Annotated in this window: 10 protein-coding genes and 1 other RNA gene; 9 read left to right on the forward strand and 2 right to left on the reverse strand. The window is 48.8% G+C overall.

Going from position 1 to position 13,438, the window contains the following annotated elements; genetic code table 11:
* Window positions 1-45: 45 nt before the first annotated feature.
* A complete protein-coding gene (locus tag Q8M98_08370) occupies window positions 46-1,200 on the reverse strand; it encodes a hypothetical protein (GenBank protein ID MDP3114777.1) in 1,155 nt (384 codons plus the stop codon).
* Window positions 1,201-2,202: 1,002 nt separating this feature from the next.
* On the opposite strand from Q8M98_08370, the gene rnpB reads away from it, so the two are divergent.
* The 5 genes from rnpB (at window position 2,203) to Q8M98_08395 (ending at window position 7,187) form a co-directional block, all read left to right on the forward strand.
* Window positions 2,203-2,631: RNase P RNA component class A (gene rnpB, locus Q8M98_08375), an RNA gene on the forward strand.
* 263 nt (window positions 2,632-2,894) lie between these two features.
* Window positions 2,895-5,222: a sodium-translocating pyrophosphatase gene (locus tag Q8M98_08380; GenBank protein ID MDP3114778.1), complete on the forward strand. Its 2,328-nt coding sequence runs from the start codon at window positions 2,895-2,897 to the stop codon at window positions 5,220-5,222.
* A gap of 48 nt (window positions 5,223-5,270) precedes the next feature.
* The gene (locus Q8M98_08385; GenBank protein ID MDP3114779.1) at window positions 5,271-5,846 is read left to right on the forward strand and encodes a DUF899 family protein; all 576 of its coding nucleotides are present in this window, start codon (window positions 5,271-5,273) and stop codon (window positions 5,844-5,846) included.
* 298 nt (window positions 5,847-6,144) lie between these two features.
* Complete coding sequence (locus tag Q8M98_08390) at window positions 6,145-6,870, forward strand: DUF4476 domain-containing protein (GenBank protein ID MDP3114780.1); 726 nt, start codon at window positions 6,145-6,147, stop codon at window positions 6,868-6,870.
* A gap of 188 nt (window positions 6,871-7,058) precedes the next feature.
* Window positions 7,059-7,187: a hypothetical protein gene (locus Q8M98_08395; GenBank protein MDP3114781.1), complete on the forward strand. Its 129-nt coding sequence runs from the start codon at window positions 7,059-7,061 to the stop codon at window positions 7,185-7,187.
* Between the two features lie 7 nt (window positions 7,188-7,194).
* Here the strand turns inward: Q8M98_08395 and nifJ are convergent, their stop codons facing one another.
* Window positions 7,195-10,716 (reverse strand): pyruvate:ferredoxin (flavodoxin) oxidoreductase, encoded by a 3,522-nt coding sequence (gene nifJ / locus Q8M98_08400; GenBank protein MDP3114782.1) that lies wholly within the window; start codon window positions 10,714-10,716, stop codon window positions 7,195-7,197.
* Between the two features lie 145 nt (window positions 10,717-10,861).
* On the opposite strand from nifJ, the gene Q8M98_08405 reads away from it, so the two are divergent.
* The 4 genes from Q8M98_08405 (at window position 10,862) to Q8M98_08420 (ending at window position 13,320) form a co-directional block, all read left to right on the forward strand.
* Complete coding sequence (locus tag Q8M98_08405) at window positions 10,862-12,241, forward strand: DUF4080 domain-containing protein (GenBank protein MDP3114783.1); 1,380 nt, start codon at window positions 10,862-10,864, stop codon at window positions 12,239-12,241.
* Between the two features lie 38 nt (window positions 12,242-12,279).
* Window positions 12,280-12,495: a hypothetical protein gene (locus Q8M98_08410; protein ID MDP3114784.1), complete on the forward strand. Its 216-nt coding sequence runs from the start codon at window positions 12,280-12,282 to the stop codon at window positions 12,493-12,495.
* Between the two features lie 6 nt (window positions 12,496-12,501).
* A complete protein-coding gene (locus Q8M98_08415; protein ID MDP3114785.1) occupies window positions 12,502-12,762 on the forward strand; it encodes a hypothetical protein in 261 nt (86 codons plus the stop codon).
* A gap of 297 nt (window positions 12,763-13,059) precedes the next feature.
* Window positions 13,060-13,320 carry a hypothetical protein gene (locus Q8M98_08420; GenBank protein ID MDP3114786.1) on the forward strand — a complete coding sequence of 87 codons (261 nt, stop codon included), beginning with the start codon at window positions 13,060-13,062 and terminating at the stop codon, window positions 13,318-13,320.
* The last annotated feature ends 118 nt before the right edge of the window (window positions 13,321-13,438 follow it).

The following is a 13,438-nucleotide window of genomic DNA, read 5'->3' on the forward strand; positions in this document are numbered from 1 at the left end:
CTGGCAAGCATTCTATGCCTTAGCTCTTCAGCAGGCAATGTGTCGTTAACATGGATACGGTTCATCTGTACCTCCAGCTATTGTTGTTCTGGAGATACTATAATCATAATTTGGATTTATGCAAGCGAATTTGTATAAGAGTGAATTGACACCATCAACCAATTCATCTGACACTTCTTGATCACCTGGAAGCAAGAAATTGATTGTATTTATGAAACTTCCGAAGCTGTTTTGCAAGTTGGAATTGATTACAAAACCTCGATGGGGTGAATCGACTGTTATTAGCAAGTTAGTCCCATGCGCATAGCCATTTTGATCTTCCGCACTTGCAAGAGCAATTCGGGCTAAAACCCCACCCATGGAATAGCCGATTATTTTTATTGGTTTGCATCCATATCCAGCCATGTCTCCACCATCATCAAAATGGGCTTTGATTCTATCCAATGCTGATAGAACTAATCCTGCATTGACAAATAAACTGTTATGGCTATTTGCAAATGTAAGTATATACAAATCAAATCCATCAGAAAGCAAGTTCTGATAGAAAAAAGGATTTAACCCAATGATGCTGGATGCGGTGTTATTGTTATGCCAGTTAAACCCTTCTACAATTAATACTGGCTTTTTGATGCTGCTCGCGATTGAAGTTTGGTATGTATAAAGTGTCCCCACGGCTTCACCATTGATAGTAGCAACATCTTCAGATGCATCATAAGGGAAAATTCCGACAGTTAAGTTAGTTTCGTGTTCAGGCTCTTCAATGTATGAAGCTCCGGATGGTCTATAAGTCTTAATGGAGACATTATAGGCTTGAACCGTAGAACTATACTGGTGCCAAAGGCTGCAATTGTTGGTACTTGGCGCATAGATTGTGCTAGTGGATCCACCGGATTCACCCCAATCTATAACAATTTTATTGCCTGAGGGATATCCAGCGAATGCCAAGGTAACTTTTGTAAAATAGGTTACCTGGACTTTCTCTGGCGACAATGAAAATTCAAAGGTAGGCAGATCATACCTGACAGCAATAATAGCAGTGTCATCTATCCCGTAAAAGTTACCATGAGAGATTGAAGGTGTGCGATTGGGAGCAAATTCGGGCATATTACTTAGAACACCGATCCTGATGGCTTCTGCATCTGCAAACAAGCAAATGCTAAACAATAAAAGAAAAGCAGTGAGGATGAGGAAGCGAATCATTGCGATATATCTGCCCCCCCCATCAATGTTTGTTGCTGTGCGTCCCCTGCCGCAACATTCGGCATATTGGTAAAGATATGTGGTAGTGCTTTGTAGGACATGTTATCTCCTATTTGTGATTCTAAAGCCAAAACAAATAGCATCCTCGTCACTCAAGCAGTAATGGCTTTCGTGTCAAGGTCTTTCTTGCTTTCGCTTTGTTTTTACAAAAACCCAATGTGCTCCGATAATCAGCGCACGCCACATCACGATCTATATCCTGTCAAATCCCATCCGAGATTCGATCTATTGCACAATACAAACACGTTCCGAGTTCATTTACATGAACAAAGTCATAATTGTATCTGTTTATAAAGTGTCAAGATATTTTTTTTAATATGCGCTATTTTGGTATGCCTGTAGCGCAGCATGCCGATGCTACGGGGGTGGAAGAGATGAGAACTGATAACCTATTCACCCGTTCACACTAAAGGAACATGAAATTACCGACGTCCCCGTCGGTAATTCCATATTCGCGTATCGTTCTGCCAGACTGGTAAAGGTTGATCCTTATCTCATCTCTTGTCTCTCATCTCTTAGGACGGGACATCTTCCCCCTTAGCAATACGGAATCAATACGGACTCATTACGGACTAAGTCCGTATTGACTCCGTAATGCTAAGGAGGTAGCGTAGGATGCCGATCCCTGCGGAAAGCCTGCAACAACATATCCTGCACTAAGTTTGCCTCCCTTGAGTTAGTTTTGGACTGGAAAGGCATTCTGCTTCGTCCAGATTACAAAAGTCGAAAATTGACTTATGGAGATGATGAACAGTCTCCCCGATTGCCATAGCTATTTGCGTTTTCCGTTAGTTTACCCGAATGCAGAAAGCAAATGAGGGTGAATCTAAACGGCAAACTTCGAGCTGGCACCACTCTCTGCCACAAGCAATTATCCCGCTCCGCGGATTTGTTTCTTGACAAAAACCACGAGCCTGATTTGCTCACTCAATATATACCCTTCGGGAAACTCAGATGTCCGCTGCGGAGTTTTATCAAACTTCGTGGAGGAAAGTCCGGACACCATAGGGCGGGATACTTCCTAACGGGAAGCTGCAGTGATGCAGAGCCAGCTCCACAGAAATAAACCGCCGGACGCCGTTATCGTTTTTTGGGATATTGTCCGTGTGAGACCACAACTTTGGAAAGAAGATCGATGGCGTCCCGGCAAGGGTGAAATGGCGGTGTAAGAGACCACCGGTATCTCCGGTGACGGAGATAGCCAGGAATGCCTTATCCGGTGCAATGCCAAATAGGAAAGCTCAGCGCTGCCCGCGCGATCATGCTTTCGGGTAGGCAGCTCGAGCCTGTTTGTGAAAACAGGCCCAGATGGATGGACATCAGCCTTTGCTTGCAAAGGTTACAGAATCCGGCTTACGAGTATCCCGAGGGGGTTTTTAAAACTGAGATTGTGCATCAGCGGACGGAAGAAATGGTTTTCGCTACCCAGCGCGAAACCAAGTCCGGCAGAAATGTCTTTGGCGGTGCTTTCAGGCAGTTTGGTGGGCAATTTCTCCTTTGCTTGAACCCGGAAGGCTCGCACCGGCGAAAAAAAGGATTTGACAAAATTGGGCATGTTTTAAAACGTAAAACTACAGGAATAAACTGATGTAAACTCGACAGATAAACCCTTGTAAAAGTTAAGTGAGGTATATATGCCGATTCTGCCCCTGATATGGTTTATAGCACCATTGGGTGCTATCACGGCTCTGTTTTTTGCCCTTTTTTTGTATCACGATGTGAAGAAGGAGAATCCCGGCAACGCGCGCATGGTAGAAATCGCTGGATTCGTTCGCGAGGGTGCTTTTGCCTATTTGAGACAGCAATACAAAGGTGTCGTCATCTTTTTTGTGATCACCTTCGCCCTGCTGCAATACATGGCGCACGGGCTCAAAGTTCTCGACCCTTGGATTCCATGGGGCTTTCTCAGTGGCGGATTCATGAGCGGTCTTGCCGGATACATCGGTATGAATACCGCTACCATGGCATCCAGCCGCACTGCCCAAGCCTGTTCCGAAAGCCTGAATCAAGGGCTCAAAGTTGCGTTCCGCGCCGGCGGAGTGATGGGTTTGGTGGTCGTTGGTCTTGCGCTTTGGGACATTTCCGTCTGGTTTTATTTTCTCAACTATTTGGGCTATGATCTGCATAAGATCGCCGTCGTGATGCTGAGCTTTGGCATGGGAGCCTCCTCGCAGGCACTCTTTGCCCGCTTGGGCGGCGGCATCTATACCAAGGCTGCGGACGTCGGAGCAGACCTTGTCGGAAAGGTCGAGGCAGACATCCCTGAGGACGATCCCCGCAATCCCGCAACCATCGCTGATAACGTTGGCGACAACGTCGGCGACGTTGCTGGAATGGGCGCAGATCTCTATGAATCCTATGCCGGATCGATCCTTGCCACCGCTGCTTTGGGCATGTCCGCTTTCATGCAGCTTTCGGCAAAATATCCAGCCATCGGCGGCAAGATGTTCAATTTTATCGCTGCGCCGATGATCCTTTCCGGAATCGGTGCGCTTTTATCGGTGATCGGCATTTTTCTGGTTTCCACCAAGGAAGGCGCCCAGATGAAACAACTGATGGCGGCTCTGAACAAAAGCGTCTATATCAGTTCACTGCTCATCGCGATCGCGGCATATTTCATCACGCGGGCGCTGTTGCCTCCGGAGTATTATTTTGGCATCTTCCTTTCCACGATCATTGGACTTTTGGCGGGAGTGCTGATCGGCTACTTCACCGAGATCTATACGTCGCACAGCTATAAATCCACCCAAAACATTGCCAAACAAGGAGAATACGGCTCCGCCACAGTGATCCTTGAAGGCATCTCCGTGGGTATGATCTCCACTGCTGCGCCGGTGATCATCATCGTGCTTGGAATCATCACCGCTTTCACCGTCAGCAAGGGTTTCGACATTGTCGAGATGGGTCTCTATGGCATCGGTTTCGGTGCCGTGGGCATGCTTGCCACGCTGGGAGTGACCTTGGCGATGGATGCCTTTGGCCCGATCGCGGACAATGCCGGAGGCAATGCTCAGATGTCGCATTTGCCCAAAAGTGTGCGTGAAAGAACAGATAATCTCGATGCCGTCGGAAACACTACCGCGGCAATCGGAAAAGGCTTTGCCATCGGTTCTGCGGCACTCACCGCCATGGCTTTGATGGCGGCGTATCTGGAAAAAGTGCGCGACGCCTTTGTCATGATGGGCAACAAACTCGGCGAGATCCAATATCTGGAGATCAATTACGGCACTTTCAGCCACAAGGTCGAAGCTTCCAAAGCCACGCTGACGAACTTTATCGATTATTATCAGATCAATCCGCTCAATCCGAAGTTCCTTCTTGGAATCTTCGTGGGCGCAATGGTCACCTACGTCTTTTCCGCGCTCACCATCAAAGCAGTGGGACGCGCAGCCGGCAAGATGGTGAAAGAGGTGAGGCGTCAGTTTACCACCATGCCGGGCATCCTGCAAGGTAAGACAAAGCCGGATTATGAGCGCTGCGTCACCATCTCCACCCAAGGCGCGCAACAGGAAATGATTCTGCCCGCGCTGATCGGTATCATCACACCGGTGGCGATTGGTCTTGTCTTTGGAGTAGCGGGCGTTTTGGGAGTCCTCATTGGTGGTCTCACCACCGGTTTTGTGACCGCGGTGATGATGAACAACGCCGGCGGCGCCTGGGATAATGCGAAGAAATTTGTGGAAATGGGAGAGATGGGCGGAAGCGGATCACAGATCCACAAAGCCACCATCGTTGGCGACACGGTTGGCGATCCTTTCAAGGATACCGCCGGTCCCTGCATCAACATCCTGATCAAGCTGATGAGCATGGTCTCCATCGTCTTTGCCGGATTGATCGTGACCTATTCCCCCAGAATCCAAAACATCTATATGCCAAAAACCAACAACACCGTCATCGAACAGACTATCGATGCGCCTGGGGACAGCTTGAGAGGACTGATTGATGACCACATGGATAAATGAGCGGTTGAACAAACGCTCTTGATAGTCATTTAGAGCAAGGAAATAAGCATGACCGAAAAAGACATCAAACAACAAATCACCGATCTCGAAGGCGAGATCATCCAAAAAAAGACGGAACTATACAAACTCAAACGCTCCGTCCCGCGCTTTGAAATCCAGGACTACAAACTCCTGCGCCGCGATGGCAAAGCAGTGCTCATTTCCGAACTTTTCGGAGACAAACAGGAGATGATCCTCGTGCACAACATGGGCGCCGCCTGTCCCTATTGCACGCTCTGGGCGGATGGATTCATCGGCATCCAAAAACATCTTGAAAACCGCGCCGCCTTTGTGGTTTCCACTCCCGATCCGCCATCGGCGATGGATGCTTTCGCAAGCTTTAGAGGATGGAACTTTGAAGTTGTCTCCACTTCCGCCTGCACGCTGAAGCACGATCTCGGTTTTCAGCTTGAGGACGGCAGTTATTATCCGGGAGTATCGACCCTCTTCAAAGACGAATCCGGCAAGATTATCCATGTGGCAAAAGCTTTCTTCGGTCCCGGAGACGACTTTTGCGCACTCTGGTATTTCTTTGACCTGCTCCATATCGAAGACCCCGACTGGGAACCGAAATTCAAGTATTAAGGTAGTTTTCGGCTTACTCAAAGGGAGAGGATAGCTCCGGATTTTACGCGCCAAAAATGACTAAGGTGAGACGGAAAAACCAACTGTCTCCTCTTTGCTGAAAGTATATTTCGCCGTTGGAAAAGCCTGATAGAATGAAAGATAACCCCCATCATGTCATCAGTGTTCAATCCTTCAAGTCCTGCATGTCCGTTCATTCCCAGTCTAATCTTTTTTTTTCCTTGCCAAAATACCAAGCTTTCAAAACCCTCCTCCCATCATCAAAGTCATCGAAGATAAAACCATAAGGAGAAATACCATGCAGAAACTCATGCTTATCGCCATTGCCCTTTTCGGCATAGGATTGCTTTTTGCCCAAGGCTTCACGATTTCCACCCCGGAAGGAAATATTTCCATGAACATCACCGGAGTCCAGGCAGACGGAAAAACCAATTCAGGAACCCTGATCGACAACATCGTCGCCCGTCTTGAACAACTCCAAAAAGAACATCATGTCAAATTGAACAAGGTGGATCAGATCCGCGCCAAGAAACTCGTGGACGAGATTTATGAGCTATTGGCGCTGTTGCCAATGGACGCAAACGTCTCTGTGACATCCGCTCCCACCGCTCAACCGAGCTCACAGCCCAATATCAGTATCAACATCACTTCCCCTCCAGCGGATACAAAACCAGCCCCGACAGTGAAACCGTCCACCGAAAAACCCAAGCATGAAGCAATCACTACGCCGGGACGCAAACTCATGCCGGACAAAGATTTTAACGATCTGATGGCACGAATCAACAAAGAAAGCTTTGCGGACAACAAATTGCGCGTGCTGAATACTGCCGCCAAAAACAGCAGATTCAACGTCAGCCAGATCGTTCGCTTGATCGGAGCTTTCACCTTTGCAGAAGACAAACTCAACGCTTTGAGCGTGGCTTATCCGGAATGCCAGGATCCGCACAACAATTATAAGATACTGGAAGCCTTCACTTTCGCATCCGACAAGGAAGACGCGGAAGAGATCATCAACTCATACTGAGAAAGATAATCAAGGCAAATATATCAGCTATGTAAAATGGCGGGAAGTTATCCCGCCTTTTTTTATGATGTTTATCCGCATCATGGAGCGCCGACGTCCCCGTCGGCGACAATAGCGATGAACCAGACACTTTCGCAGCATCGGCATGCTGCGCTACACCAAATTGTCAAGTCCGTATTGACTCCGTAATGCTAAGGAGAAAGGTAGCGCAGGATGCCGATCCTGCGGAGAAAAAAGCCTGCATTGAGAAGGGCGGGGTCCGAAGATCCCGCCCCTGGTTCTATGCTGTTCGGGAAACCGGCATTGCCGGATCGTGAATGCTAATTAGCTATCCGCCAGTTTCTTATACTGCAGGTATCTATCCTTAAAGAAGATTTCGGCACTTGCCTGAAACTGTTTTGAGCGTTCCGGGAAGATCAGTTCCAGACCTGAATAGCGTTTCTCGAGGGCAAGGTAATCCTGCACTTTCATGGTGGGTTCCTTGCTGTCCAGAGTGAGCGGATTCTTGTTTTGCAGACGGTTTAGCGGATTATAGCGGTAGAGCAGCCAGTAGCCTGCTTCCACCGCGCGTTTTTGTTGTTTCTGCGCTTGGGACATATCGATGCCGTGGTTGATGCAAGGGGCATAGGCGATGATGATGGAGGGACCGGGAAATGCTTCCGCTTCCTGGATCGCCTGCATCGCCTGAACCTTGTTTGCGCCCATTGCGATGGACGCGACATAGACGTAGCCATAGGTCATCATCATCATGCCGAGGTCTTTCTTGTTCGTGTTCTTTCCTGCTTCGGCAAAGCGGGCGATGGAGCCGAGCGGAGTGGCTTTGGAAGCCTGTCCGCCGGTGTTTGAATACACTTCGGTATCCAGCACGAAGACGTTTACGTTTTGGTTTGATGCGAGCACATGGTCGAGTCCGCCAAAGCCGATATCATAAGCCCATCCGTCACCACCGACTGCCCAGATCGATTTCTCGATCAGATAGTCTTTCAGTTCGATGACGCGGCGCAGCAGCTTGGCGCAGCCTTCGCAGGCTTTTCCAATCGCGTCGGGCAGCAGGGCTTTGATTTTTGCGGCGTTTTCCTTGGCGGGGGCATCCACATCTGTCCAATGTCCGAGTGCATAGCCAAAGGCTTCTTTCAGAGTGGGATCGATGGCTTTGTCCATCAAATGCTCAATGGCAAGCTTGAGCAGCTTGCGGTGGGAATTGATCGCCAGACGCATACCGAAACCATATTCGGCATTGTCTTCAAAGAGGCTGTTTGCCCAGGCGGGCCCTTTGCCATCCTTGTTTTTGGTGTAGGGAATGGTGGGGAAGGTTCCGCCCCAGATGGAAGAACAGCCGGTGGCGTTGGCAATGATCATGCGGTCGCCATAAAGCTGGGTGAGCAGCTTGATATATGGCGTTTCGCCGCAACCTGCACAGGCGCCTGAAAACTCAAGTAAAGGCTGTTTGAACTGGCTGCCCTTGACGTTGGTTTCCTTGTAATTTGCCATCACGTCATTGGGCAGAGCATCAAAGTATTCATAATTGGCTTGTTCGCCGATTGCTCTCTCATCTTCGATGGGGCTCATAACCAATGCGGCTTTGGGGCATTCGTTCACGCAGACGCGGCAGCTTTGGCAATCGTCGATATAGGCTTGTATCTTATATTGATATCCCTCAGCGCCAATGGCTTTGAGGGTTTTGAATGTATCGGGAGCGCCTTTGAGATCCTCATCTTTGATCAATTTGGAGCGGATCGCGGCATGAGGACAGACGAAAGAACATTGATTGCATTGGATGCAGTTTTCGGCAATCCAGTGCGGGGCTGCCGGTGCGACGCGGCGTTTTTCCAGTCTCGCGGTTCCCGTGGGAATGTATCCGTCAAGCGGCATTTCGGAAACCTTGATGCTGTCTCCAAGCTCTCTCATGATGGGGGCGATCACTTTTTTGGAGAAGTCATCGGCATCGTCCGGCACGAGTTTCTTGATCGGAGCATATTCAGCAGGAAGGCTGGCGGGGACGTCGATCTCGACTAATGCTTCGTTCACTTTATCCACAGCGTTCAGGTTCATTTGAACGATCTCATCGCCTTTTCTGCCATAGGTCTTTTCGATGGATTCCTTGATCAGGGAGATGGCTTCGCCACGTTCGAGAACACCGGAAATGAGGAAGAAAGCGGTCTGCATAACGGTATTGACGCGTCCGCCGAGTCCCACTTCGTCGGCGATCTTGAGCCCGTCGATATTATAGAATTTGAGCTTTTTGTTGATGATGGTTTCCTGTATCTCGCGGGTGAGCATCCCAAAGGTTTCATCTCTGTTCCAGAAAGAATTGAGCAGAAACACACCACCTTCCTTGATGCAGCCGAGGATGTCGAATCTGTCGATGAAAGCTTGGTTGTGACAGGCGACAAAATCTTCGTTGCAGACCAGGTATTGGGAGTGGATCGGCTTTTTGCCGAAACGCAGATGGCTGCGGGTGATGCCTCCGCTCTTTTTGCTGTCGTATTGGAAATAGCCTTGAACAAAGAGATCGGTGTGATCGCCGATGATCTTGATGCTGTTTTTGTTTGCACCAACGGTGCCATCGGAGCCCAAGCCCCAGAATTTGCAGTTGATGGTTCCATCCGGGACGGTATCGATAAATTCGCTATAATCGAGCGAAAGATGAGAGAGGTCGTCCTCGATGCCTACCGTGAAACCGTGGAAACCTTTGTTTGCCAGATGCTTATAGACCGAGAGAACCATCGGGGGGGTGAATTCCTTGCTGGCAAGACCGTATCTGCCGCCGATGATATGGATGTCGCTTCTGCTTTTGAGGCTTCCGACCACGTCCAGATAGAGAGGCTCGCCCAAAGAACCGGGTTCCTTGGTGCGGTCGAGCACGGCGATCTTTTTCACGCTTTCCGGCAAGGCTTCAATGAAGTGTTTCCCAGAGAAGGGACGATAGACGCGGACTTTGACCAAGCCCAGCTTCATGCCGCGCTTGTCATTGAGATAAGTGATGGTTTCCTCGATCGTTTCGCAGCCGCTGCCCATGGCAACGATCACGCTTTCCGCTTCGGGGTGTCCCACATAATCAAAGAGTTTGTATCCGCGTCCGATCGTGGCACCCACCTGTTCCATCGTTTCTGCGATGATCCCAGGGGCGGCGGAATAGTGCAGATTGGAGGTCTCGCGTCCTTGGAAATAGACGTCCGGTCCCTGCTGACCGACCTTCACGCGTGGGTTATCAGGATTGAGCGCGCGCTGACGGAAGGCTTCGATCAGGTCTCCATCGTCCAGCTCCGCCATCGTTTCATAATCGATCACTTCCACTTTTTGCAGCTCGTGCGAGGTTCTGAAACCATCGAAAAATACGAGGAAGGGGATCGAGGTTTTCATCGTGGCGAGCTGGCAGACCAAGCCCAAGTCCATCACTTCCTGCACGCTGTTGCAAGCGACCAAAGCAAAACCTGTGTTGCGGGCGCTCATCACATCCGAATGGTCTCCAAAGATGGATAAAGATTGCGCGGCGAGCGAACGCGCCGTCACGTAAAACACTGTGGGAAGCATCTCTCCAGCGATCTTGTGCATGTTTGGAAGCATCAGCATCAATCCCTGAGAGGCTGTAAAAGTGGTGGTCAGTGCTCCAGCGGATAAGGATCCATGCACTGCTCCGGCGGCTCCGGCTTCGGATTGCATTTCGATCACATCGACCGTCGTGCCGTTGATATTCTTCTTGCCTTCGGACGCCCAAGCGTCGGAAAGCTCTCCCATGCCGGAGGATGGAGTGATCGGATAGATCGCCGCCACCTCGGCAAATGCATAGGCAACATGCGCTGCAGCGGTATTGCCGTCCAATGTGGCTTTTGTCTGTTTAGCCATTATATGACTCCTTGTAGGTTCTTTTATTACAAGTTCTTAGTTTTTTAGTCATTACTTTTTGAGGTGCGCTTTGTGTCAATAAAATTCATCTTAACCCGCATCAGATTGTGGTTGACAGCATCGCCTTGCCGATAAAATAGACGCTATGAGTTTGAATCACCCCAAAACCAAGATCGTCTTCATCGCCGTGAACAGTTCCTGGACGCAGAGCAGCCTGGCGCTGTATTATCTGCGGGAGTTGATCCGCGATCTTCCCTATAGCACGAAAATGATCGATTTTACCCTCAAAGATCATCAGTCGGACGCTTTGGCGAGGATTACCAAGGAAAAGCCCGATATCCTCTGTTTTTCGGCATATATCTGGAATCGGGACTTCCTGGAAAAGCTCATCCCGGATCTGAGAAAACTCCTCCCCGAAAGCATTTTCGTGTTCGGCGGACCTGAAATGCCGGCTCTCGCAGAGAAAATCCAAAGCGGACGCTTTGACAGATTCATTCAAGGTCCCGGCGAAGCGGCATTCAGAGAGCAGGCGGAACTCGATTTCGAAGGCAGAGGAGGATTCATATCCCGTCCAAATTATCCCCTCCGTGACATCCCTTTTCCCTACCGGACAAGCGACAAAACTCTTCTATCCGGCAAGCTGCTCTACTATGAATCTTCGCGCGGCTGCCCTTTTGAATGCGTCTATTGCCTTTCGGCGGAGGACAAACGCCTTGAAGCGCGCTTTGATCTTCGCGATCCCCTTGATCGTAAGCTGTTATACAAAGAACTGGACAAGCTCGTTAGTTTTGAGCCGAAAACCATCAAATTCATCGATCGTAGCTTCAACATCCATCCAATGCTCGCCCACGCGATCTGGGAATATATCATCAAGCTTGACTGCGCCTGCGATTTTCACTTTGAGATCTACCCCGACCTGCTCAACGAAAACGACCTTGTTCTACTTGAAAAAGCTCCCCCAAACCGCATCCGCTTCGAAATCGGAATCCAGAGCACAGACGACGAAATCAACCAAGTTAGCCACCGCAGATCAAACTGGAAGAAGAGCAAAGCCATGCTGCAAAAGCTGTTGGAACGCACTCAGATCCGCGTCCATGCCGATCTGATGCTGGGTTTGCCTTCTCAAACCAAGGCGTCGGTGTTCAAATCAATCGACGAACTCGCCCCCCTTTTCCCACACGAAATTCAGCTCGGCATGCTGAAAATCCTTCCCGATACTCCGATGCAAGCCATTGCAAATCAAAGGGATTATCTCTGGCAGGAACATCCGCCCTACCAAGTGCTAAAGACCGACCTGCTCAGTTTCGACGAGATCTTGAGCTTCGAATCCCTGGCGCGGGTGATCAATCTCTATTGGAACAAGGGAGAATTCATGCCTCAGTGGCGCAACCTGATCCCGAAACACAAGGCTTCGAAACTCTTTTCCGCCCTTTTGAAATACCACTTTCAGCATGATCTACCCCTGCACAGCATGGCAAAACCGAAACGGGAGATCGTCTTCGCCGAAATGCTCGGGCAGAGCTGATCAGAGTAGTTGGAGACAAGGGGACAGTGACTTCACTCATGCGCGACAAGCTGAAGCCCTGCTCCGCAAAGCTTCAAGCCGTCTCAATTCTCAATTCTGTAGATTTTTTTATGGAAAAGAAAGTTCTTGACGAGAAACAAGCCTTGAATTTACTGTGGAAATGGTTGATTGTTATCATTACAATAACCAATGCGTATAGTGTGTGTGAAGCGAAGACCTGCTCCGCTTTGGCGCTCAGGTCTTCATTAAAATGAGAAACAATGAGTTGGAGTTGGCTCAAACTTTGGGGCTCAACTAAGAAAACGATTACAAAAGGAGGAGAATTGGCTACTATCAAACATGATGAACAACGGACTGAAGCAGAATCAAGCGAAAACGAAACCAAACAAGTTGATGTAATATGTGATGGACTACCTCATGCAATACTAAAGGATATCGATAATTATTCAGAGGATCATTTACACGACAATCGTCAACAAACGAACATCGCAAAAAAAAATCGCTTCACTTTCCTTAGTTAAGAAAATTGCTGTCGCCGCCGCCATTATACTGATATTTGTATTTAGCACCGTTAATATACACCGTTATCAGGTGAAGAGGACGTGGACAAATTTTTTGCAAACGGAGATGGGGCTGAGACAGCTAAGTACTTCAGAAATCGAGAACCTTGCCAAATTTCTTGAGAACAACAGAAAAGAGCACGGTCTGAGCCGAAAAGAGTATATGGCGATGATTAGGGCAGGAGTAAAGAGCGGTTACTTTTAGATAATTGATAGCTTATCGCTCATATAACAAACAAGATTAATTGGAGTCCCTATATGCTACTGTCTGCTACTATAGGTGTCGGAACAATAGTGATAATTGTTTTAATGCTGTCTCTTATCCGCCATAGAAAAAATCGGTTGACCTTACTAAAACGTTTGCCAGTTGATCAGGGAACAAGAAAGAAGGTAGCGTCAGAGCTGGGTGTAGAGGGGATTGTTGCCGCTACCGTATCAACCTTTGATGTGTTGTACAACACAATGAAAATGAGTCCATATGCATTAAACGGCATAGATTGGATATTCCGGAGTAACTGAGCCACCCATTCCGCTTGATGAGAGCCACTCCTCCAAAAAATAGAGCCACTCGTTCCGCTACTGAGAGCCAGTATTGCTAGAGTATTATCTAATATATAGTTACATAGTATTTATGAGT

It is taken from the genome of Candidatus Cloacimonadaceae bacterium (genome assembly GCA_030693415.1).
Taxonomy (GTDB): domain Bacteria; phylum Cloacimonadota; class Cloacimonadia; order Cloacimonadales; family Cloacimonadaceae; genus JAUYAR01.